Raw genomic sequence first — 22547 nt, 5'->3', positions numbered from 1 at the left:
ATCGAGTTCTGCGGGGCTTTTTTTGCTCGGGCCTGCGGGTTTCAGGCAAAGCCTGCCACAGGCGTACCCAGCCCGGTTGCATTTAACCGAAGGCTGGCCCAAGCTTTGCCTCTCCTGACACACGGACCGTCCGATGCCAAGACGTACCCGCTACCTGATTGCACTGCTGGCGTTGATGATGCTGTCAGCGCTGTTCGGTTATCTGTGGCGCGACGTGGAGCCTGATCAGCCAGCACTGCCCCCGCATAGCTACGTGAAGGCACTGCGCCAGGCCCATGACGGTCAGCCCGGCGCTGCACGGGTCTTGTACCAACAGCTTCAGCGCCATGACCTACCGGCCATCCGCCGAGCGGCCCTGTATGCCGAGCTGCCCAATTACCCGTCTGCGCTAGCCTTCAAGCTGGCCCAGGCAGATCTGGACCATGCCGATGCCATCGTTCGTCGCGCCGCCGTGTCCGCGATCAGCCGCCTGCTGCCTGGGCCTCAGCGGAGCCTGATACTTGGCCCCCTGCTTGAAGACAGCGATCAGAGCGTTCGTTTTGCGGCCGTAGGGGCGCTGTTGGACGTGGACGCTGACAGCATGGGCCTGTATCTGCGTGCCTTGCACGAAGCCATTGGGGCGCAGGAGCAGGTTCTGCTCGCCCAGCCCCAGGACGTCGATGCACAGGTCCAGCTGGCTCGCCTGTACCTGCACGAGGACGAGTATGCCAAGGCGGCCGCTGCCATCGAGCGGGCATTGGCGGGCGATAACAGCAACCTCGATGCCGTGGCGTTGAAGGTGACCGTGCTCGAGCGCCAAGGGGCGCACGATGCTGCACGTCAGGTGCTGGCCGATGCGTTGGCAGTGACACCCGATTCGGCGTTCTTGCAGCATGAGCTCGGCCGTTGGCTGATTCGTCACGACCAGCAGGAATACGCGCTATTGGCGCTGTCGCGGGCGGTCGAACTGGAGCCGGACAATGCCGAGTATCGTCTGACCCTTGCCACGACCTTGCATGACCTTGAACAGCTGGATGCGGCTCAGAGACAGCTGGAAGCCATCTTGAGCAGAGCGCCAGCCAATCGGCAAGCCAGAGTCCTGTTGATCGAGTACTGGAAAGCGTCCGGACAGTTGCAGAATGTCCAGGTGCTGCTCGCCGAACTCGAGCGCCAGAACCCTGATGATCCATTCCTGCAGAAAGACCTTTAGACTCGCGGCCACCCTGCGTCAGCTGTCGATCATCTCTAATGCCTGCTCCGCCAACTGCGCCAGCTGGAATGGCTTGCGCAGAAGCGCCGTTCCGGGCTGCTCAGTGGCGTCGGAGTCGATTTCCTGCAAGGCATAGCCCGTGATGAACAGGATCTTCTGGTCTGGCTTGAGCATGCGCATGGCCTTGGCCACTTGCCTGCCACTGAAGCTGCCGGGCAACCCGATGTCAGTAATCACCAGCTCGAAAGGTTCATCCTGGCGAAAGCGCTGCAGAGCACTGTTGGCATCCGCGACATCGGTTACATCGAAGCCAGATTCAATCAAGTATTCGCGCATCACCGTACGCAGGTTCGATTCATCATCGACCAGCAGTACGCGCTCGCCGCTCCCTACCCGGCTTGAGCTCTTGCGACCGGCGAGCGTTTCGTGAACGGCCTCAAAGCAGCGTGGGAACAGCATGCTTACCTTGGTCCCCTCGCCCACCGTAGACTCGATCCACGCATAGCCACCCGATTGACGAACGAAACCGTAGACCATTGATAGCCCCAGCCCAGCCCCCCGACCTGGAGGCTTGCTGGTGAAGAAGGGTTCGAAAGCCCTGGCCACGTCGCTGGCCGGCATGCCATGACCTTCATCGGCTATATGCAGGGCCACATAGTCGCCGGCAGGCAACCCTGTTTCATCCGGAAAGGGCACGCTCAGCCGTTCGTTGACGCTGCGAACCCTCACGGTGCCCTTGCCTAGGCTTGCCTCGCGCGCATTGGCGCACAGGCACAGCAATGCGTTTTCGAACGCCGCAATGTCCAAGGCTACGACCCAGGATGCGACGTCCAGTTGCCAGTCGATGTGCATCTCGGGGCCCAGAGCGCTCAGCAGCAGCGGCTCGCTCAGGCGCAGTTGGCGATTGAGGTGAAACGGTCTCGGCGCCGAAGGCCGATCACGAGAAAAGGCGAGCAGGCGATGGGTCAGTTCCATGGCGCGTAGTACCGAATCACGAGAAAGCTTCACATACTCCTCGATACGTTCCAGGCGCCCTTCCTGGAGTCGCAGCTGCAGTAGCTCAAGCCCACCCCCAATACCCGACAGCAGGTTGTTCATCTCGTTGCCCATGCCGCCGGCCAATTGTCCCACCGCCTCCATGCGCTCGGTGTTACGCATCAACATGCGGGATTGGCGCATGGCCTCTTCGCGTGTTCCGGTGATGTCTCGCCCTACGATGGTCACCAATCTCGCACCCACTCGCGCACGCCATCTAAACCAGTGGTAGTGGCCTTCACGGTGCCGCAGGCGCGTCTCGATCTGATGGGTATCGTTGCGACGCAGCAGCGATTCAATCGCTAGCTGGACCTGTGCAAGGTCTGCAGGGTGGACCAGGGACAAGATGGGCAAGTGCCGCACCTGCTCCAGCTCCCATCCGAGAATGCTTAGCCAGGTGGGATTGGCATTGTGCAGCTTGAGGTCGGAGGTGACCGTCATCATGGCGTCGTTTGACAGCTGCCAGATTCTTTCCAGCTCGCTGGCATGAGATGCAATCTGCCTCTCCAACGACATGGCCTGGCTTCGCCAATGCTCACGGCCCCCCTTGGTCGCCGTGGTTTCGATGATCGTATGGACAAACCCTGCGACCTCCCCTAACTCATCGTTCAGGGGGGTATAACCCAAGGCGCACCAGGTGCCGTCAGCGTGATCGCAGCGAGCGATGTGGACTGGCGGATGTTCGATGAAACTGGAACGGCCCGCTAGCGCGTCGAACACAGACGGGCCCAGACTTTCCCAGTCGTCGTGCCACAGCGTATCGAAACGCGCACCTAACGTGATTGGCGATCCCTTGAGCGCCACATAGGCGTCGTTGGGTATGACCGTCAGTTGACTGCCCCACACCACAGCACACGCAAACGGCGAGCGAGACATGGTGTCGACTGCGATGCGCAAGCAGGCAGGCCAGTGGGGCAAGGCCCCCAGAGGCGTATGCGACCAATCGAAGCGGATTACTTGTTCCTTGAAATCGGTTGGGCGTGTCCGTTTGGAGAGTCTAGTTGCGACCGATCTCGTTGAGACTCCAGGTCCTTCTTTGCCGACCAATGTGGTTCTCCGTCGTTAAGCGAAAGCCGGTGGCCTTAGTGATGGGCCTGCACGCAAGCTCCATGCGCCGTGCCACGTTAGCATAGGCCAGCGCGACACGCAGACCCTCCTGCCCCGGATGTGCCGGCGCAAGCCCATTCATCTGTTGCTGCACCGCTTATGAATACGGATGGCAGCTACGTTCAGCCTAACCAAATCCCACACCTTCTCGGCTATCCCCCTACAGTGGTGCTTTCAACAACGCCCTAGGCTTGAGCCAGCTGCCTACCCTGGGCAGCGCGAGGCTTGAGGAACGATGATCGATGGACAAGTTCATGCATGCGGGGCGGAGCCTGCTTGAGTTGGTACTGCTGATGGCTGTAGGTCTGGTACCTGTCTTTTCAGGACTACTGGTCATCAACTATCAGCAGGAGGCCAAGCTTGCGGACAACGCTGAAGTGTCGGTTCGGGAGGCGGTTTTCAGCGTCGATCAAGCCTTGGACCGCGTACAAGAGGTGGCCATGAGCACGCTGCCACTGGCTGGTCAGCCTTGCAGTAGCATCAGACGCGCCCTTGTCGACCAGGTGACCAGCCGTTCGATGCTCAGGTCGCTGGCTGTGATTGATGACGGCAAGGCCTATTGCGGCTCCGCCTCGGACTCGCATGAGCTGCTGACTGAAATCGCCTCGACCGGGCAACTGTTGACGTTCAACCACCTGATGCAGGATGCGAAGGGTTACTTGCTGATGAACATGTACGTGCAAGGTGAGAAAAAAGGCGTGATCGCAACAAGCTTTCCAGTGCAATTACGCACTGAACTTGACGCTTTCAAGGACGGACTCGCGCTGGTGTTGGAGTTTGACAAGCACTCTGTCTGGAAGGATGGCGATAGCCTGAACGGTACAAGGCCTTCCGTCGCGGAATTCACCCATGAACTGGGGTCCACCCAGTACCCTTACCGGGTGGTCGCTGGCTATCCCGCTGGTTACGCCGCCCAGGAACTGCGCACTGCCGTGTTCAAGATGCTCCCTTCATTGATGCTGGTGGGGCTCATGACGGGCTCGGTGATCTACATGGTGTTGAGCAAAATGCGCGGCAGGCAGCGAAACAGTGCCGTCGATCGCCCAGGACCATGACGGCACCGCCGGTATTTACTCGACGCTGAGCACGCCGCGGCGAACCTGGTCACGCTCGATGGATTCGAACAGCGCCTTGAAGTTGCCTTCTCCGAATCCGTCGTCACCCTTGCGCTGGATGAACTCGAAGAACACCGGCCCCAGCAGCGTTTCGGAGAATATCTGCAACAACAGTCGTTTGTCCCCGGCTTGTGCTGCACCGTCCAGCAAAATGCCACGTGCCTGAAGCTGATCCACCGGCTCACCATGATCAGGCAGGCGCTCGGGAAGCATCTCGTAGTAAGTCTGCGGCGGCGGGGTCATGAAGCGCATGCCCAGACCTTTGAGCGCATCCCAGGTCTTGACCAGGTCGTCGGTCGAGAACGCGACATGCTGAATGCCTTCGCCATTGAACTGCATCAGGAACTCTTCGATCTGCCCCGCACCCTTGGACGATTCTTCGTTGAGCGGAATCCGGATCATGCCATCGGGCGCAGTCATCGCCTTGGAGGTCAGACCTGTGTATTCCCCCTTGATATCGAAGTAGCGTATTTCGCGGAAGTTGAACAACTTCTCGTAGAACCCAGCCCAATAGGCCATGCGCCCGCGATAGACGTTATGGGTCAGGTGGTCGATGACCTTCAGGCCTGCACCGGTCGGGTGGCGATCCACGCCGTCGATGAAGTTGAAGTCGATGTCATAGATCGAGCTACCTTCTTCAAAACGGTCGATAAGGTAAAGCGGGGCACCGCCGATGCCCTTGATCGCCGGAAGACGCAGTTCCATCGGGCCCGTCTCGATCTCGACGGGCTGTGCGCCCAGCTCCAGGGCGCGGGCGTAAGCATCGTGAGCGTTGCGCACACGAAACGCCATGCCGCAAATGGACGGGCCATGCTCAGCGGCGAAATACGAAGCTACGCTTCTGGGTTCATTGTTCAAGATCAGGTTGATGTCGCCCTGTCGATACAGGTGCACATCCTTGGAGCGGTGGGTGGCCACCTTGGTGAAGCCCAACATCTGGAATACAGGCTCCAGAACCCCGGGAGTAGGCGAAGCCAGCTCGATGAACTCAAAGCCCATCAAACCCATAGGATTGTCGAAAATATCAGCCATGTGCGTGTCCTCATCTGCAGCGAATTCAATGTTTGCCTGGGATGTCGAACAGCGCCGGCGGGGAGCACGGAATGCCCCGCACACTGCGCGCGAGGAAGTCACCAATGATCAATCTGAAGCCAGGGTATGTCATAGGACCCGTACTCAGCAGGTGTGACGCCTTCGGAACAAAGGCGCCTTATTGTTTTTTTCGTAAACCGATTCTACACAGCGTAATTTGTTTTGTCCCGCATTAGTTCCTCACCCCCTGGGCACAGGGCTATGCTTTGTAACGTCTCCTTCGATCAGTTGCCACTATGCCCCTTTCTAGAAAATCGCGCTCAGGCTTCGGCTGGCGAACCCTGCTGCCCTGGATGGTCGGCGCATTCCCTATCGCATGCGGCCTGACCGTTATGAACTGGCAGATTGAGCGTGATCTGCAAGCCGGCAGCCGAGCGACTGCCGAGCAAGTCATCGAACATGTCGAGCGCATCCTCGACGGCGCCTCGCGTACGGCGATCGCGTTGCTACCCTCGGCGGGTACGCCGTGTACCGAGGCGCAGCTGCTGTTACGTGGCGAAGTGACCCGCAACGCCTTCATTCGCTCGACCAACCTGGTCAATCAGGATCGGTTGTACTGCAGTTCGTTGTTCGGGGCGTTCGATGAACCGGTAACAGCCAGCGACTATGTCGATGGGCACTTGTGGTTGATGGACGGCAATTCCGTCACACCTGGGCACCCGCTACTGGTCTATCGCGCCAGTGACAAAGACCGCGCGGCAATCACCACGGTCGATGGCGATCATCTGCTGATGGCGCTGCGTCTGCTGGGTGCAGGCCACGCACTGTACCTGCGCGTGGGAAACGCCTGGATGGGCCGAGACGGCATCGTTCACCGGGGGCCGGCACCGGTTGCGGTTAGCGCCCCCGTGTTCATGGTGTCTGCACATTATCCGTTCAGCGTTGAAGGCGGCTATATGGCGCACCAGTCGAGCCGGCTTTGGCGCAGCCACTATCTGGCGCTTCTGGGCTTACTGGCGGTGCTGGGCGTTCTTGCCGGCGTTGTCTGTCGCTGGCAGATCAGGCGGGCCACGTCGCCGCGTGCCGAGCTGCGCAGGGCATTGGAGGCCGACGAGTTCATGCCCTACTTCCAGCCTGTGGTTCGTCGAGGGGATTACCGCTGGGCCGGTGCAGAAGTGCTGATGCGCTGGAATCACCCGAGTGAAGGTCTGGTTAGGCCCGACCTGTTCATTCCCTATGCCGAGCACAGCGGTCAGATCGTGGCGATGACCCGTTCGCTGATGAAGCATACGGCGAGCAGCCTGGCGCCCTATGTTGCCCTGATGGAGGACGGGTTCCACATCGGCATCAACATCACGGCCGACCACTGCCGCAGCCTTGAGCTTCTGGATGACTGCCGCGCATTCCTGGCCCACTTCCCACCCGGTCGGGTCATCCTCACCCTGGAGTTGACCGAACGCAAGTTGCTCGAACCCTCGCCCACGACGCTGGAGCTGTTCGAGCAGTTGCATGAGATCGGCGTAATGATCGCCCTCGACGATTTCGGCACGGGCCAGTCGAGCCTCAACTACCTCAGGCAGTTCAAGGTGGATTACCTGAAGATCGACCAGAGCTTCGTCGCCTTGATCGGCGGGGACGCGTTGTCCGTTGCCATTCTCGAAACCATCATCGAGCTGTCGGTCAAGTTGGGTCTTGGCATCGTAGCCGAAGGCGTCGAAACGGCGGTTCAGCGTGATTACCTCGAACAACATGGGGTTCACTTCCAGCAGGGTTATCTATACGCCAAACCCATGCCTGCCGCTCAGTTTCTGCAGGCGCTGGCGGCGCAGCCCGCCGCTTCGCGGTTGCCGCAGAGCACGCCCCCTGAGATCATGCGCGGCTGATCTCAACGCTCATCTCCTGCATACGAGGCACTTGTGTCAAAAGGGATTGTTACATCGGTCACGGCATCCTGCCTGTTCGCCGTGATGTACTTCTATACATCGCTGCTCAAGCCACTGGACGGCGAGGAAATCTTCGGCTGGCGAACCCTGCTCACGCTGCCATGCCTGACCCTGTTCATGCTGGTGTCCAAGGACTGGGCAAGGGTGGGCGAACTGCTGCGCAGGGTCCGACGTACACCACAGCTGCTGCTGGGTATGGTGGGTACGTCCTGGCTGATGGGCGTGCAACTGTGGCTGTTCCTGTGGGCGCCGCTGCACGGACGCAGTCTGGAAGTGTCGATGGGGTACTTCATGTTGCCCCTGGCCATGGTGCTCACGGGCCGGTTGGTCTACGGCGAGCAATTGTCGCACTTGCAGAAAATTGCAGTGGGCTGTGCGGCGCTTGGTGTGGGCCATGAACTGTATCAGCATGGCAGTTTCGCCTGGGAAACCTTGGTAGTGGTGGTCGGCTACCCCATTTATTTCGTGCTCCGGCGCCGCTGCGGCACGGATCATCTGGGCGGGCTGTGGTGCGACATGTGCCTGCTGTTGCCTTGGGCCCTCTACTTCGTGGTGCAAGGGCCGCTTTCCAGCGCCGACATGCAGGCCCATCCCGGCCTTTACGTACTCATTCCCGTGCTGGGAGCGATCAGCGCGTCTGCGTTGATCGCCTACGTCATGGCCAGCAGGCTATTGCCGTTCAGCCTGTTCGGGTTGCTCAGCTACGTCGAGCCTGTCTTGCTGGTCGGCGTAGCCTTGCTGTTGGGCGAAACCATCGGTGCAGACCAATGGCTGACCTACCTGCCCATCTGGGGGGCCGTGGTGGTGCTGGTCATCGAAGGATTCAAGCACATGCTGCGTCACCGTCGGCGTTCTGTTTGAGGCGCACCTGACGCACCCGACGCTCTTCTACCGCCTCGACGATCAGCGTCCAGTCATTCCAGGCAAGACGATCGCCTACTACCGGAAGGCGATCGAGCAAGCTCATCACCAGGCCCGCCAGGGTCTGGTAGTCCTCGGTCGCACGGGCGGCGAAGCCCGTTCGAGCCTGCACCTGAGCCAGGTTCACTGCGCCGCTGACGACGAAGCCCTCCCCATCCTGGATGATCCCAGGCCCCTCCACTTCACTGGCGTCAGGTAGCTCACCGGCGATGGATTCAAGAATGTCGGTCATGGTCAGCACACCCGTGAAATCACCGAACTCGTTGACCACGAAAGCAATGTGGGTGGATTGGCTGCGCATCTGTTCGAGTGCATTGAGGATGCTGAAACTGTCCAGCAGGTTCAACGGTGCCCGGGCCATGCCTTCCAGGTCAGGCTGATTGCCCGACAGCAGCTCCTTGAGTAGCTCCTTCTTGTGCACGAAGCCCAGTGGCTCGTCCACCCGACCGTTACGGATCAGCGGCAGCCGCGAGTAAGGCGAATTGATCAAGGCTCGCGTGATGGCGTCGGCCGGTTGGGCCAGATCGATCACGTCGACTTCCGAGCGCACGGTCATGACTGTCCGGATCGGGCGTTCGGCCAGGTTCAGCACGCCGCTGATCATGATCCGCTCACGACGATCGAACAGCACCTGTTCGCCATTGCCCTCTAGCATGTCGGCGATTTCTTCCCCAACTTCGTCAGCTTCGACGCGACGACCGCCCAGCAGGCGCAACACCGCATGCGCCGTACGCTCACGCAAAGGTCGATGCTGCTGCAGGCTGCGCTTGCGCCGCGCCCTGGCCAGCTGGTTGAACAGCTCGATCAGAATCGAGAAACCGATCGCTGCGTACAGATAGCCTTTGGGGATGTGGAAGCCCAGGCCTTCTGCGGTCAGACTGAAACCGATCATCATCAAAAAGCCCAGGCACAGCATGATGACCGTCGGGTGGGCATTGACGAACCGGGTCAGCGGCTTGCTGGCCACAATCATGATACCGATGGAGAAAATCACCGCGATCATCATGATGGACAGGTGTTCGACCATGCCGACTGCGGTGATCACCGCATCCAGGGAGAAGACCGCATCGAGTACCACGATCTGCGCCACGATTGGCCAGAAGGCGGCGTGACGAACGGGGCCGCTGGCCTGGGCAACATGGCCCTCGAGCCGCTCATGCAATTCCATGGTCGCCTTGAAGAGCAGGAACACGCCACCAAACAGCATGATCAAGTCGCGCCCGGAGAAACTCTTGTCGAACACCTCGAACAGCGGCGCCGTAAGGGTGACCATCCAGGAGATGCTCGCCAGTAGGCCCAAGCGCATGATCAGCGCCAGGCTCAGGCCGATGATGCGCGCGCGGTCGCGCTGATGAGGGGGAAGCTTGTCTGCCAGGATGGCGATGAATACCAGGTTGTCGATACCCAGCACCAATTCCAGGACGATAAGCGTGAGCAGGCCTAGCCAGGCCGTCGGATCAGCCAGCCATTCCATCAGCGAGTACTCGTCAAAATTGAAGGGGTTGAACGATGTGGCCAGCAAGGCCGGGGACTGGGAGGCTCCGCGAAGGTGCTCATAGTGACCTGAATAACAATTAGGGAAGATGATCCTACAAGCACAGCAGGTTTTTCGGTAAGCGCAAAACTATTACAAACCGTTAGCAGCTATGCCCGTGCACGGCCGGTGCGCTCCCCTGGCACCAGGTAGGCACTTTTGTTCAATACCTGACTGACGTTGCGCCTGGATGATGTGCGGTAAATGACCCACGAGTACGTTCCCATGAATCTAGCATTGTCCATGGCTGCCTTCGCACTGGCGGCCTCCATTTCGCCTGGGCCAGTCAATGTGGTGGCCCTGGCCAGCGGCGTTCGACACGGCCTGCGCGCAAGCCTTGGCCACGCAGCAGGCGCGACATTCGGTTTTTGTGTGCTCCTGCTCCTGGTGGGCAACGGCCTGCACCAGTTACTGGGACATTGGGGGCCGCTACAGGGTGTACTCCAGGCAGGTGGGGTGCTGTTTCTGCTTTACATGGCCTTGCGACTCGCCAGTGACGACGGCGCACTGGGGGCCGGTCATGCCTGCGCACCCCCTTCAGCCTGGTGCGGCGCAACCATGCAGTGGTTGAACCCCAAGGCGTGGCTTGCCGCCGTGGCCGGGGTGGGCGCCTACACGGCTGGCGAGCAACAGGCGCTGTGGATCTTTACCTGGATATACGCACCGATATGCTTCGTGTCCGTGGCCTGCTGGGCTTGGGCAGGCAGCGTGGCGGGCCAGCACCTGCAGAGCCCGCGGCCGCTGCGCCTGTTGAATCGTACGCTTGCCGCTTTGTTGGTCGCCAGCGCGTTGGGGCTGGTCATCTAAACGCTGTGGTTTGCCGATAATGGCCGGGGGTGGCCGCCAGATGACGCTTGAATGCCCGCTGCAAGTGCGACTGGTCGGCAAAGCCTGCGGACTGGGCAGCCTCGGCGATCGATTGCCCGTGGCGCAAGTGCGAGCGGGCCAATTGCACACGCTGATCAAGCAGGTAACCGTGGGGCGTCAAGCCGAAGCGCTTGCCAAAGGCGCGGATCAGGTAGGCACGCGACAAGCCGCAGGCCGTGGCGATGTCCTCAAGCGTCAGCGGGTCGCTTCGATGGGCGCGGATAAACGCTGCGGCCGCTTCAAGGCGTGGGTTGATTCCATCCTCTGACGCCGGTTCTTGGCCAAGGAACCTGGGCAGGTCGCACAGCATCGCTCTAAGTCGTTGCTCGCGATCAGCCGCATCAGGGTCAAACAGCGCAGCGCACACCGATAGCACTTGCTGGTACAGGCCCGGGGCTGCGCTGTAACGTTGGCTCGGCAAGGTTAAGCCCACCGATGCCAACCATGGCGTGTCGATGAACAGCATGATGTACGACCACGGCAGACCCGAGACAGGATTGCACGCGTGAATCACACCCGGGTTGATCAACACCGTGCTGCCGGCCGCCACCTCGAACTGGTCATGACCGCTGACGTAAGTACTGCGCCCGCCGGTGATTACCCCGAGTGAAAAACTCTCGTGGGAATGAGCGGCATGGCATACCTGACGCCCGTCTCCGACCACTCGCGCCTCGACGAAAGGCAGTGCCGAATCACGCCAGAACCGAGATACCTCAAGCATCGCCGCCTTATCCCCTTCCCATGCAATCGGCCGATACTACACCGCCGGAGAGGGAAACAGGTCCAGCGTTCGCTCTACCTCCTGGATGTCGATACGAAAGCCGTCCCCGTCGGGCACGCCAACCACGAACCCGAAATGCTGATGGTCGCGGTCGGTGAGGTACTTGTAGTAGCTGACGAAGCGGTTCGGGGGTTGGAGGGTCAGCAGACACCCGCCCGCCTCCAGCACGTTCACGCCGTGCACCAGTTGGCTGCCCTCCACCCCGATGACCACGTGCGCCCCGGCGCAGGCTGCGACGATCGAAGGCACGTCGCTTTTCAACGGATCGACCACGCGGAACCCCCGGGTGACGCGCAAGTGCTCAGCCAGTGCCAGTTCGTTGCGCAGCAAGCGCAGATCACCGTCGCCTCCGCGCAGCAGAAAGACACCTGGATGCGGGCAATGGGCCACATGCGCCCGAAGTTTGTCGCCCATCGCCCGATAGCGGGCGTGGCGGTCGCGGTTGTTGCTTTGGTCGTCGAACAGCACCAGTTCGCGAAAGAACGCCGTGCGCAGGCGATGCGGCTGCATGCCAAGCCATGCTTCATAGGCAGGGGCCTGGGTGAAGATTGGGTACTTTGCAGAGGGCGCGGTAGTGACGGGCATGCCCTCGTTGCAGGCCAGTGCATAGGTCGGGCAGTCCTCCATCAACCAGGTGCCAAACCATGCATTGCCGTTATGGGTGCAGTAGATGGCCCCGCGGTCGATTTCATGCTCAACGCTCAGGGGGGGGAACGCGCTGTGCCTGTGCGACAGCCACTGCGCTGCCCTGCCCTTGTACAACGCGCCGTCGATCAACCACACGTCCCTGCACAGGTAGCCGCGGGTCGACCCATGCGCGGTGCGGATGCCGCCCTCCATGGTCGAGCGCGGGTGCACGAAGGGATAGAACCGCTTGCCTTCCCAGCCTGTGACGCGTTCGAGCTGGCCTGGCAAGAATATCGCGGGCGGGGTTATGGACATCTCGCCCGGCGCAATGTCCCACGAACGCTCGGCAATGCTCCTGATGTCTGGCGAGGGCTGCCTGAGCAGGCGCTTGCGCACCATGTACTGATAAGCGGCCAGGGTCCATGAGCGCGACGACAGGGCCGCGGGCAAAGTGCTGGGCTGCAAGCTATCACCTGCCATTGAACGTCTCCCCGCAAAACTGTCGATTAAGGTGGCCGCCTGGCCCATGCGTTGCCTGGACCGTACTCAGGTACAGGTGATGATCTCCATCGCCGGCGCTGATGGCAGGCCTGCATAACGCTGCCTGAGCGCCGCGATCAGCTGATCGCCCGCTCCCGTGGCCCCGTACAAGTAGATCTTGCTGAGCCCGCCGAAGACCATTTCGTGATAACGACTGGCCAGCGCCTGTTCGCTCGCACCGTCAGGCACGCCGAGGTGCAGCGTCAGCTTGTCACCTTCGACGGCGAACAGGGGTGTCTCCCAGAGAAAATGAGCGATACCGGATTTAGGCAGGCGTACGAAGAGGTGGGCGTGGTTGCCCAGCGAGTCGACGTCGCCGCCTCTGCGGCGCTTCCATTTCAACAGCCCGTCGTCAGGCCGCGCCAGACACAGGCCGATGTCGTAGTAATCGAAGCCCTGCCCAAGCGCCCACTCCATCGCCATGTAAGTTGTAATCGAGTTGACTTCACGCAGGCGCTTGGCATCGGAGAACACGGCTTCGCAATAGCCGAAACGCACCGTGCTCCAGTAGCGCTTGCCGGCGCGAACCACTTCACAACCCAGGTGACAACCGATCACTTGATCATCCTGGACGATGAGGTCGAGCCTGCCGACCTGCCTGGCGATTCTGAAGACTTCATCGGTCGGTATCTGCGATGCAAGAAGACCCTTGCGGGCTGTGGCATAAGGGCGCAGAAACTCCCGGTCCGCGGACTCGATGTCTTCGTCAGACAGCGCCTGGCGCATGTGATAAAGGGGCCGGTGTTTGCGAATGCTGCGGCGCAACTCGCTGTCATAGCGCGCGGTGATGTCCTCAAGGGGGCGCCCCAATGGCACGACGGCACTCACATAGTGAGGCACCGTCAGCGCGCCTGCGGTGGGCACTTCGCTGACCATCACCACAGGTCGTCGCGTGGTGGGTTCAGCAGGGCTGATCATTGCAGAGGGGGGGCTGGCCAGTCCGGTCATCAGCAACTTCGCCATGTCGCGTTGCTGTTTGCGGCCCACGTAAAGGATGTCATGGGCACTTTCGTGTTGCAGGCGAAACCGACTGATTTCCCAACGCCATACACAAGCACGGGCGGCAAGCTCACGCGCCTGGCTTGCCAAATGCCTTAACCGATAGCGCTGAGAAGGTGACAGTGAGCGACGAGCCACTGCCGAGAGCGTCTGTTTCATCAGGTTCAACGTCCACTGAAAGTTTTGCGTTCTTGCAGACATATAAAATGCCAGGCACGACTAACCTATTGATTAATTGAGCATTGCATTACTTTAAGATTCATATTCAGTAACAATTTAAGGTGCTGCCAAAGTGTTTGGCAAGTAGCGAGCCGATATAAAGGCCATATGTTTTATGGCGCCAATAATCCACGGCGCCGCCTGGCCTCGATTGGGCCAGGCTATGAGTCATAGCGCCTGGGTAATAACCCAGCACCACCGCATCAGTCACCCATGACGTGTGATAGCGCCTCAATACAAGGAGCTCGCACCACATGTCTGAAAGCAACTCAGTTTCACCTGTGACTTTGCCTCATTGGGCTGCACGGGCCACCGCGCACCAATGGCAGGCCCTCAAGCACACTCAACACCCCACTTGGCAAACGCAAGACTGGTTCTGCAATGCCCCTCCGGATCTGAGGGAAACCGTTGCCGCCAGTCATCGAAGATTGATCAGCGCGCAGGCAGCGCTAGGTCGGGCGATGCGCGGCCTTGAGCAAGTGGCAGAACTCGCCGAACGTGCACTACAGCAGTGCTTGCAGCGTCAGGGGTTAGATGTGGACGTCAACGCCTGCGAGTTGCTGCGCGTCGAGCAAACTTGGCGATGGGTCGGCCTGCGCTATGTATTTAGCCACCAACGGGAAAACATCGTAAGGGCTGCATTGCAGAACTTTGCGGAGGATGAAGTGTTCTCTTCCCAGAGTGCAATCGCCCTGAGCAAGGATATTCACATAACGCCCATCACGGTGACGGGCACGGCGCCGATTGGCATGCAAGAGCCGGCTGCACAATTTCCCATCGACTCGGAGCGTTACCAAGTAACACCCTTGCCCCTCACGCCGGCCGCTTTCGCCACCCTGACGCGAGCGCTTGATTTGGGAAGTGCCTACCATGGTCATCTTCAAGGCTATTTCGACAGCCCGGCCGTAAAAGCGCACATGTTGCAGGTGTTCAAAGCGCGTCTGCAGATGGCGGCAGACTTAGCTGTGCTCAGGCACTTGATCAGCGGCAGCGCTCGCGATGACCTTGACCGCCTGCTGCAGGGAGAGCCTTTGACGTGCTGGCGGCTGAGCTTGTTCGGGACCGATCTTTACGAAGTCATGCTGATCGACCTGGGGCAGAACGGCCTAGGCGTGTACCTGCCCAACCACGAGCCTGCATTGCGCAGCTGCAAGGACCTGGCAGCCGTGCATGAAGCGCTGGCCATCCTGTTGCTCGAGCCTGCAGCACGTGAAGCGTTCACAGGGTATGTAGCCCAAGACCAACGCGAACATTTCTTCGATCTGTTGCAGCAAAACCTCGACGCGGCTGGCAACACTCCGGCCGACAAACCCTGGGAGCGCGCCTTGGACGCAGACCTGCGCCCGGCTCGTCAGCCCATCGAGGGAGACCCGTTCAGCGACTGCTACGTCCGGCACTGGGCACGTTTGCAGCACGAAGCCAGTTTGCTCGCCGTTCCTACTGCACAGTTCGACGCCAGCGCCAGAGCCCAACGTCTGGCGACGTGGGAAAGTCGCGGCTGGGACCTGCTCAATATCGCCAGCTTTTTCGTACCTGGGGTGGGCACTTTCATGTTGGCCGTCACTGCCTGCCAGCTCCTGGGCGAAGCTTTCGAAGGGTATGAAGCCTGGGAAGCCGGGGATCGTCACCTGGCGCTCGAGCACATCGAATCGGTTGGGATAAACCTTGCTTTGCTGGGCGGTTTCGCCGCAGCCGGACACGCGTTGCCACGATTGTTCGGCAAACTGTCCGGTACGACGCTGCAAGAGGTACGCGTCAGCGACGGCACATTCAGGCTCTGGAACCAGGACTTGGCCCCTTACCGTTCCAAGGAAGTGCTGCCAACGCAGTTGCGGCCCAATGCGCAGGGCCAGTATCTGCATGATGGCCGATACTTCATCAAGATGGACGGACACCTCTATGAGCAACGGCTGGACCCTTCACTGTCGCGCTGGCAAATTGTTCACCCCGAGCGGCCAGATGCCTGGCAGCCCCCCCTTGAGCACAACGGTCAAGGCGCTTGGCGCGCCCAGCACGAGCCGCTAGGCGAGTGGCCGCTGGTAACGCTGGTAGAGCGCCTGGGTGAGCCGTTCGAGGCCTTTACAGCTGAGCAAATCCAGCAAGCGTGCGATGTGACTGGCATCGACGCCGACAACCTGCGAGACCTGCACCTTCGCGGGCAACCGGCGCCGCCGCTGCTGTTGGACGTTCTACAGCGTCTGCGCATAATCGCCGAACGCCCTTCGATGGATGTACAAGGCGCGTCGCAGTGGTTCGAGCAGCGCTACAGCCCAAGCATGCCGCACGATCCCGGCGTGGACCGCTTGCTTACCACCTACCCGCGTCTCACGCCGCCTTTGGCCAAGCAACTGCTGGGCCGGCTGGAGGCCGCCCAAGCGTTGACCTGGGAGCAAGAAGGAACACTGCCTGCCAGGATTCGACAATCGGTAGAACAGGTGCATAGCGAATTACCTCTGGTTCGGGCGCTGGAGGGCCTGGTGCAGCCGGCGCTCGCCAACACTGAGACCGAGCGCCTGCTATTCAGCGCACTGGAGGCCATGTCGGACTGGCAAGCCGACATACGTCTGGAACTGCGTGCCGGCAACCCTGACGGTCCCACCCTCGCTCATACCGGCACAGGTCAGCTCATTCGTGTGATCAAATCAAGCCAAGGCTATGAAGCTTTCTTGGGAGAGCGTCCTGCGCCCGGCGTGGTGAGTATCGATCTTTGCCGCGCCATCGAACAGGCACTGCCCCGCGCCCGTCGCGACCTGCTGGGTATCGAGCACCCTGACGGCGTCCACCTTCGCCGTCGGGTGATGACCTGGGTCAGGGCAAACCGCGCCACGCTCGCCCCCAGGCTCTATGGGCAACGCAGCCAACGCCTGGTAACACGGGGTTGGTTGCGGGGTGGAAAGCCGCTCGAACCACTGCCGGCAGCGCCACGCCAGACCACCTCGTTGAGCGCGGCCTATCGGCGTCTCTACCCCACTGCGACCGACGCAGAATTTGCCGACTGGCTCAATGAAGGGGAAGACGAGGACAACCTGCATGACATGCGCTCACCCACCCAACGCTTGCGCGACCTACAAGCGCGCCTAGAGAACTTGCGTCGTGATCTGGCCCAGTGGGCCGCCCCCAACCCCCAGCGCCCACATCAACGCCACCTTGCCGTGCAGCCGATCATCAATGCCTGGCGACGGGTTTCGTGCACGGTACTCGATGGCGGCGGTTGTCTGTACAGCCTCGATCTCTCCGGGCTGGGCCTGACTCATGATGACTTGGCCAGCTTGCCACTGAGGGATGACTTCCATCACATCGAGCACCTGACGTTGTGCGGCAACCCCGCACTCAGCCAACTGCCTGCGGTCTTCCACCAGCGACTCCCGAACCTCACGCGGTTACTGCTCAGCGATGCCGCTTCGACCACCTGCCTCGCCTGGCCTTCGGTCAGCGCCTGCGCTGGCTGGATGTGGACCGCAACCGGATTACCTGGGACCCTACGGATCAAATTACCCTGCAACGATACCCCGGCCTGGCCGTACTTGATCTGAGTGAAAACCCGCTGCTGGTCGCGCCCGATCTGCGCCTGCATCCCGACATCAGATCGCTGTTCCTGTCGGGATGCTCGCTGACCGAGTTGCCACAGGGGTTGGCGCAATTAACGGAGCCGCTCGCCGTTGACCTGACGAACAACCAGTTCGTGCAGTTACCCGAGGACTTCACTTTGCCCATTCCCGTAGCTGACACCCTGTCCATGGAAAGCAGTTGGCTGGCAGAGCCGATACTGAGTCAGATCGAAACGTACAATGAGATTCATGACGTGGATCTGTTAGTGAACGAGGGCGACTACACTGAATTCTTCGAACTTGCAGGCCCGCATGAATACAGCCTGTGGCGCCGCTTGCCATTGCAATATCGGCGCGACCTCAGGGCGCTGCTGGACGACGATCCTTTCCTCACCTACCCCGAACGAGCGCGCCGGGAGTTCTGGCGTCGGCTGTCTGTGATCGATAACGCAGGGCCAGACCGGCAGGCCCTGTTGGAACAACCAGCAGAGAGATTGTTCGAGCTCGACCTGTGACACCCTGATCAGGCGCCGGGCGACCGGCGCACTGCTCAAGCGCTTGCTGTGCGCTGGTATTCTGGTCGCCTCAGGCGCATGCTCGTCGCTGAACCGTTTCACTGTGCTAAACCCTTCCCGGCCACTGTGAGGTGCAGTTTCATGGAATCCTTGCTCGACAACCTTTACCCCAACGCCGCCGACGTACCTCCAGCGTGGCAACTGGGGGCTCCCCTTGAACAACGTGACTACCTCGTGGGCGGTGAACTGCGCCATTGGGACGGGCCGTTGGCCACAGTCCGTAGCCCCATTTGGCTAAAGGACAACGGCCAGGAGCAACAGGTGGTGCTGGGCCACGCACCGCTGCTGGACGCCGACACGGCCATGACCGCACTGGATGCTGCGGTTCAAGCTTATGACAAGGGGCGCGGTGCATGGCCGAACATGCGCGTGGCAGAGCGCATCGGCCATGTGGAGGCCTTCCTGGCGCGCATGCGCGAGCAGCGCCAGGCCGTGGTCAAGCTCCTGATGTGGGAAATCGGCAAGAACCTCGCGGATTCGGAAAAGGAATTCGACCGCACCTGCGACTACATCACTGAAACCATCAATGCCCTCAAGGACCTGGACAGACGCTCCAGCCGCTTCGAACTCGAACAGGGCACCCTGGGCCAGATACGCCGCGCGCCGTTGGGCGTGGCGCTGTGCATGGGCCCGTACAACTACCCTCTCAACGAAACCTTCACCACCCTGATACCGGCCTTGATCATGGGCAACACCGTGGTGTTCAAGCCCGCCAAGTTCGGCGTTTTGCTGATCCGCCCGCTGCTCGAAGCCTTCCGCGACAGCTTCCCGCCCGGTGTCATCAATGTCATCTACGGCAAGGGGCGTGAGACCGTCAGCGCAGTGATGGCCAGCGGCAAGATCGACGTCTTCGCCTTCATCGGCACCCACAAGGCTGCCAGCGACCTCAAAAAGCTGCACCCACGACCACATCGGCTGCGCGCGGCACTGGGCCTGGACGCGAAGAACCCCGGCATTGTGTTGCCTCAGGTCGACTTGGACAACGCCGTCGACCAGGCTCTGACGGGCGCCCTGTCGTTCAACGGCCAGCGTTGCACGGCGCTCAAGATTCTGTTCGTCCATGAAGATGTGGCCGATGCATTTCTGGACAAGTTCACGCGCAAGCTCGCCACCCTCAAGCCGGGCATGCCCTGGGAGCCAGGCGTCGCCCTGACACCGCTGCCCGAACCCGGGAAGATCGATTACCTCGACGGCCTGGTGCACGATGCGACCGCCAAGGGAGCACGGGTGATCAACGAGCACGGGGGCCGCAGCCGGGGTTCGTTCTTCTACCCCGCCCTGTTGTATCCGGTGTCGGCGCAGATGCGCGTGTACCAGGAAGAACAGTTCGGGCCAGTCGTGCCGATCGTCCCCTACCGCGATCTGCAGACGGTCATCGACTACGTCCTGGACTCGGACTATGGCCAGCAGTTGAGCCTGTTCGGCAGCGACCCTGCCACCGTCGGCAACCTGATCGACATCTTCGCCAACCAGGTCGGTCGCATCAACATCAACACCCAATGCCAGCGAGGCCCGGACACCTATCCGTTCAATGGCCGCAAAAACAGCGCCGAGGGCACCCTGTCGGTGCACGATGCCCTGCGGGTCTTTTCCATACGCACCCTGGTGGCCACGCGCTTCCAGGACGACAACAAGGCCTTGTTCAGTGACATCATCCGTAATCGACGGTCGAGTTTCCTGACTACCGACTACATCTTCTGACGGTTGAAAGCGGCACCGCTTTGCTGGAAGCTTGAAGCTCATAGCACGGAGCCGCTCAATGCGTATCATCGACAAGACCGCCGCCCAGGTGCGCAGCCTGACGCCCGCCGAAGACGCGCTGCTGGTGGAATTTGCCACCGGCGGCTTGACCGGGCCCCGCCTGCTGCAGGCCAACCAGATGCTGATGAAGGTGCGCAACGCCAATCAATGGCTGGCCTGCGACTGCCGCACCGACGCCCTGCCTGTGCTCAATGTCACCCTCAATGGCAACACCGGTACGTTGTTTCTCAAGAACAACCCAGGCACGGCCGAACATGCGCCGGGCTGCCCCTTCACCAAGGATGAACAGGAAGCGGCCGAGCGTGCTCAGGCACCTGTTCAGCCGGTGGCCTGGCTGCCTCCCGACACACCGCTGCGGCTGATCGGCGACTTCCGCACGGGGGCAAGCGCAAGCACCAACGAGCCAGGCGAGCGCCGCGAACAACAGCGTTTGCTGGCCTTGTTGTTGACGTGGATCGAGACCAGCGGCCTCAACCTCTACGCCACGCATTTGAAGCAGGACCTGACCGGGCAATTCGCTCAACTGCGCGCCGTGGCCAGTCGCTATCCGCTGGTGGAACGGGTGCCGGCCAGCAACTACCTGGAAACGCGCCTGGACATGAAGCACATGATGATGCTCAAGGCCCGTCTGCGTGAAGCAACGATCTTTGGCAACCATCGTCGTCATGGACTACTGCTCGACTGCATCGACCAGATCAAGGGCCGCAAGGTCTTTCACTACCGCAGTGAAGAGGGTTTCGATTTCCAGGGCCATCATCTGTACTGGGGTGGTCAGCGCACCTGCGGCCCGTTGCTGACGCTGGCACTCTATTCGCCTACGACTCCCGGCAGTCACTTCTATGAACTGATCCACGTGGCCAGCGTACCGGTGCTGTCGCGCGGCCATCTGTTTCCGGTCTATCGCGATGAAGAGCGCGAACCGCTCAAGGCATTGGTATCGCTGGTGGACTGGATGGCCAGCAAGGGCGTCAAGGTGCAGATGCGCCGCCCGGTGGTCGGCGGGCAGCTCATGGATGAACTGGTGATGACGTCCGACCAAGACCGTGTACTGTCCATTTCGCTGCTCGAACAACCCATCGGGCCCGAGCCGGATACCGAGAACTTCAAACGGTATGCCGACTTCAAGAGCCCTGAAACCTTCCGCAAGTTCGTGGCCGGTTTCTTCATGCGCGAGCGGTGATCCGCCGCCTCAGCCGAGGAACAGGTGATAAGCCGGGTTATCCGTTTCGTCCCAGTAGCGATAACCCATCTGGTCCAGCGCCGAAGATAACCCGGCACGCTCATCGGCAGGCACCTGCAGCCCAGCGAACACCCGCGCATGGGCTGCACCGTGGTTGCGGTAATGGAACAGGCTGATGTTCCAGCGCTGGCCCAGGCGCTCCAGAAACGCCGGCAGTGCCCCGGGGCGCTCTGGAAACTCGAAACGCAGCACCTGCTCGTTACTTCCAGGCGCCAAAGGCCCACCCACGGTATGGCGCACATGCAGCTTGGCCAGCTCATTGTCGGTCAGGTCCACAACCTCATAGCCTTGAGCCTGCAAACCGTTCAACAGATGATCGCGTGGATCCTGCAATGGGTGCGTTTGCACACCCACGAACAGCCTTGCAGGTTTGCCCGGCTGGCAGCGGTAGTTGAATTCCGTGACCTGGCGCTTGCCCAACGCTTGGCAGAACGCCCGGAAGCTCCCAGGCTGGTCGGGGATGGTCACCGCGATCACCGCTTCGCGCTGTTCACCCAGTTCGGCGCGCTCTGCCACATGGCGCAGCCGATCGAAGTTGATGTTGGCCCCAGAATCGATGGCCACCAGCGTCTTCCCGCGAACGCCCTCGCGGTCCACATACTGCTTCATGCCCGCGACCGCCAGGGCCCCCGAGGGCTCGGTGATCGAGCGGGTGTCATCGTAGATGTCCTTGATCGCGGCACACAACGCGTCGCTGCTTACAGTCAGCACCTCGTCCACAAAATGCCGGCATAGCTCGAAGCAGTGGGCGCCCACCTGGGCCACGGCCACCCCGTCGGCGAAGGTGCCGACATGCGGGAGCACCACCCGCTCGCCAGCCTGCAGGGCGGCCTGCAGGCAGTTGGCATCCTCAGGCTCCACACCGATCACCCTGACCTCGGGGCGCAGGTACTTGATGTAGGCCGCGATTCCGGCAATCAAGCCACCTCCGCCTACCGGAACGAAGACAGCCTGTAGCGGCCCAGGACACTGCCTGAGGATCTCCATGCCGACCGTACCTTGACCGGCAATCACATCCGGGTCATCGAAGGGTGGCACGAAGGTGGCTCCTTCCAGCTCGGCCAGCTTCAAGGCATGTGCCAGGGCATGAGGGAAGCTGTCACCGTGCAGCACCACCTGGCCACCGCGGGCGCGCACGCCCTGGACCTTGAGCGAAGGCGTCGTGGACGGCATGACGATCGTGGCCGTCATGCCCAGATGCGCGGCGGCCATGGCCACGCCCTGGGCATGGTTGCCCGCCGAAGCGGTCACTACACCGGCCTGACGCTGACGGGTGGTCAACCTCGACAGTCGCGTGTACGCCCCACGGATCTTGAACGAGAATGTGGGTTGCAGGTCTTCGCGTTTAAGCAGTACCCGATTACCCAGCCTATCGGACAACCCACCGGCCTCTTGTAACGGCGTTTCGATGGCCAGGTCATACACGGGCGCTGCCAAAATTCGCCGAACCTGCTCGGACAGCAGTTGCTCAGGGGTGATTGCTCGCGGGGCGCAACACAGGTTGGACATCATCG

At 61.0% G+C, this 22547-nt stretch carries 16 protein-coding genes; 9 read left to right on the top strand and 7 right to left on the bottom strand.

Features of this window, described 5'->3' with window-relative positions; genetic code table 11:
- Positions 1-133: 133 nt before the first annotated feature.
- Positions 134-1189, top strand: coding sequence for a tetratricopeptide repeat protein (locus FH041_RS05750; protein ID WP_028687463.1), 1056 nt, complete (start codon positions 134-136; stop codon positions 1187-1189).
- A gap of 18 nt (positions 1190-1207) precedes the next feature.
- On the opposite strand, the gene FH041_RS05745 is transcribed toward FH041_RS05750, so the two are convergent.
- The gene (locus FH041_RS05745; protein WP_088523493.1) at positions 1208-3100 is read right to left on the bottom strand and encodes a PAS domain-containing sensor histidine kinase; all 1893 of its coding nucleotides are present in this window, start codon (positions 3098-3100) and stop codon (positions 1208-1210) included.
- Between the two features lie 473 nt (positions 3101-3573).
- Between FH041_RS05745 and FH041_RS05740 the strand changes: the two genes are divergently transcribed.
- The gene (locus tag FH041_RS05740; RefSeq protein WP_027914931.1) at positions 3574-4386 is read left to right on the top strand and encodes a CSS-motif domain-containing protein; all 813 of its coding nucleotides are present in this window, start codon (positions 3574-3576) and stop codon (positions 4384-4386) included.
- 15 nt (positions 4387-4401) lie between these two features.
- Here the strand turns inward: FH041_RS05740 and hppD are convergent, their stop codons facing one another.
- Positions 4402-5478 carry a 4-hydroxyphenylpyruvate dioxygenase gene (gene hppD / locus FH041_RS05735; RefSeq protein WP_027914930.1) on the bottom strand — a complete coding sequence of 359 codons (1077 nt, stop codon included), beginning with the start codon at positions 5476-5478 and terminating at the stop codon, positions 4402-4404.
- 296 nt (positions 5479-5774) lie between these two features.
- Between hppD and FH041_RS05730 the strand changes: the two genes are divergently transcribed.
- Together FH041_RS05730 and rarD are read left to right on the top strand one after the other, a co-directional pair.
- Positions 5775-7361, top strand: a complete 1587-nt coding sequence (locus FH041_RS05730; RefSeq protein ID WP_088523474.1) for an EAL domain-containing protein — start codon at positions 5775-5777, stop codon at positions 7359-7361.
- Between the two features lie 33 nt (positions 7362-7394).
- Positions 7395-8282 (top strand): EamA family transporter RarD, encoded by an 888-nt coding sequence (gene rarD, locus FH041_RS05725; protein WP_027914928.1) that lies wholly within the window; start codon positions 7395-7397, stop codon positions 8280-8282.
- On the opposite strand, the gene FH041_RS05720 is transcribed toward rarD, so the two are convergent.
- The gene (locus FH041_RS05720; protein ID WP_027914927.1) at positions 8245-9816 is read right to left on the bottom strand and encodes a TerC family protein; all 1572 of its coding nucleotides are present in this window, start codon (positions 9814-9816) and stop codon (positions 8245-8247) included. The genes rarD and FH041_RS05720 overlap by 38 nt on opposite strands.
- 285 nt (positions 9817-10101) lie before the next feature.
- Between FH041_RS05720 and FH041_RS05715 the strand changes: the two genes are divergently transcribed.
- A complete protein-coding gene (locus FH041_RS05715; RefSeq protein ID WP_027914926.1) occupies positions 10102-10683 on the top strand; it encodes a LysE family translocator in 582 nt (193 codons plus the stop codon).
- On the opposite strand, the gene FH041_RS05710 is transcribed toward FH041_RS05715, so the two are convergent.
- The 3 genes from FH041_RS05710 to FH041_RS05700 all read right to left on the bottom strand — a co-directional run bounded on the left by FH041_RS05710 (position 10676) and on the right by FH041_RS05700 (position 13849).
- Positions 10676-11464 carry an AraC family transcriptional regulator gene (locus tag FH041_RS05710; protein ID WP_027914925.1) on the bottom strand — a complete coding sequence of 263 codons (789 nt, stop codon included), beginning with the start codon at positions 11462-11464 and terminating at the stop codon, positions 10676-10678. The two genes, FH041_RS05715 and FH041_RS05710, sit on opposite strands and share 8 nt — an antisense overlap.
- A 36-nt stretch (positions 11465-11500) precedes the next feature.
- Positions 11501-12631, bottom strand: a complete 1131-nt coding sequence (locus FH041_RS05705; RefSeq protein WP_027914924.1) for a glycosyltransferase 61 family protein — start codon at positions 12629-12631, stop codon at positions 11501-11503.
- A 66-nt stretch (positions 12632-12697) separates the two neighbouring features.
- Entirely contained in the window at positions 12698-13849 is a 1152-nt protein-coding gene (locus FH041_RS05700) for a hypothetical protein (RefSeq protein WP_027914923.1), read from the bottom strand.
- A 314-nt stretch (positions 13850-14163) separates the two neighbouring features.
- Between FH041_RS05700 and FH041_RS05695 the strand changes: the two genes are divergently transcribed.
- From FH041_RS05695 to FH041_RS05680, 4 genes are all read left to right on the top strand, one after another.
- Positions 14164-17442 carry a dermonecrotic toxin domain-containing protein gene (locus tag FH041_RS05695; protein WP_140174253.1) on the top strand — a complete coding sequence of 1093 codons (3279 nt, stop codon included), beginning with the start codon at positions 14164-14166 and terminating at the stop codon, positions 17440-17442.
- Positions 17361-17972: a hypothetical protein gene (locus FH041_RS05690; protein ID WP_140174252.1), complete on the top strand. Its 612-nt coding sequence runs from the start codon at positions 17361-17363 to the stop codon at positions 17970-17972. The genes FH041_RS05695 and FH041_RS05690 overlap by 82 nt, the downstream gene beginning before the upstream one ends.
- A 141-nt stretch (positions 17973-18113) precedes the next feature.
- Complete coding sequence (locus FH041_RS05685; protein WP_049695911.1) at positions 18114-19733, top strand: NADP-dependent glyceraldehyde-3-phosphate dehydrogenase; 1620 nt, start codon at positions 18114-18116, stop codon at positions 19731-19733.
- Between the two features lie 58 nt (positions 19734-19791).
- A complete protein-coding gene (locus FH041_RS05680) occupies positions 19792-20973 on the top strand; it encodes a hypothetical protein (protein WP_027914920.1) in 1182 nt (393 codons plus the stop codon).
- A 9-nt stretch (positions 20974-20982) separates the two neighbouring features.
- Here the strand turns inward: FH041_RS05680 and ilvA are convergent, their stop codons facing one another.
- Positions 20983-22542: a threonine ammonia-lyase, biosynthetic gene (gene ilvA / locus FH041_RS05675; protein ID WP_140174251.1), complete on the bottom strand. Its 1560-nt coding sequence runs from the start codon at positions 22540-22542 to the stop codon at positions 20983-20985.
- Positions 22543-22547: the final 5 nt, after the last annotated feature.

It is taken from the genome of Pseudomonas sp. SWI7 (assembly GCF_006351945.1).
Lineage (GTDB): Bacteria > Pseudomonadota > Gammaproteobacteria > Pseudomonadales > Pseudomonadaceae > Aquipseudomonas > Aquipseudomonas fulva.
Note: the sequence above shows the minus strand (reverse complement) of the source record. Positions and strands in the feature narration are given on the sequence as shown.

Coding starts and splice junctions, on each gene's coding strand:
- FH041_RS05710 (WP_027914925.1), bottom strand. CDS start 11,464: ATGCTTGAGGTATCTCGGTTCTGGCGTGATTCGGCACTGCCTTTCGTC.
- FH041_RS05705 (WP_027914924.1), bottom strand. CDS start 12,631: ATGGCAGGTGATAGCTTGCAGCCCAGCACTTTGCCCGCGGCCCTGTCG.
- FH041_RS05685 (WP_049695911.1), top strand. CDS start 18,114: ATGGAATCCTTGCTCGACAACCTTTACCCCAACGCCGCCGACGTACCT.
- hppD (WP_027914930.1), bottom strand. CDS start 5,478: ATGGCTGATATTTTCGACAATCCTATGGGTTTGATGGGCTTTGAGTTC.
- FH041_RS05680 (WP_027914920.1), top strand. CDS start 19,792: ATGCGTATCATCGACAAGACCGCCGCCCAGGTGCGCAGCCTGACGCCC.
- FH041_RS05740 (WP_027914931.1), top strand. CDS start 3,574: ATGGACAAGTTCATGCATGCGGGGCGGAGCCTGCTTGAGTTGGTACTG.
- FH041_RS05745 (WP_088523493.1), bottom strand. CDS start 3,100: ATGTCTCGCTCGCCGTTTGCGTGTGCTGTGGTGTGGGGCAGTCAACTG.
- FH041_RS05720 (WP_027914927.1), bottom strand. CDS start 9,816: ATGGAATGGCTGGCTGATCCGACGGCCTGGCTAGGCCTGCTCACGCTT.
- ilvA (WP_140174251.1), bottom strand. CDS start 22,542: ATGTCCAACCTGTGTTGCGCCCCGCGAGCAATCACCCCTGAGCAACTG.
- FH041_RS05700 (WP_027914923.1), bottom strand. CDS start 13,849: ATGAAACAGACGCTCTCGGCAGTGGCTCGTCGCTCACTGTCACCTTCT.
- FH041_RS05715 (WP_027914926.1), top strand. CDS start 10,102: ATGAATCTAGCATTGTCCATGGCTGCCTTCGCACTGGCGGCCTCCATT.
- FH041_RS05750 (WP_028687463.1), top strand. CDS start 134: ATGCCAAGACGTACCCGCTACCTGATTGCACTGCTGGCGTTGATGATG.
- FH041_RS05695 (WP_140174253.1), top strand. CDS start 14,164: ATGTCTGAAAGCAACTCAGTTTCACCTGTGACTTTGCCTCATTGGGCT.
- FH041_RS05730 (WP_088523474.1), top strand. CDS start 5,775: ATGCCCCTTTCTAGAAAATCGCGCTCAGGCTTCGGCTGGCGAACCCTG.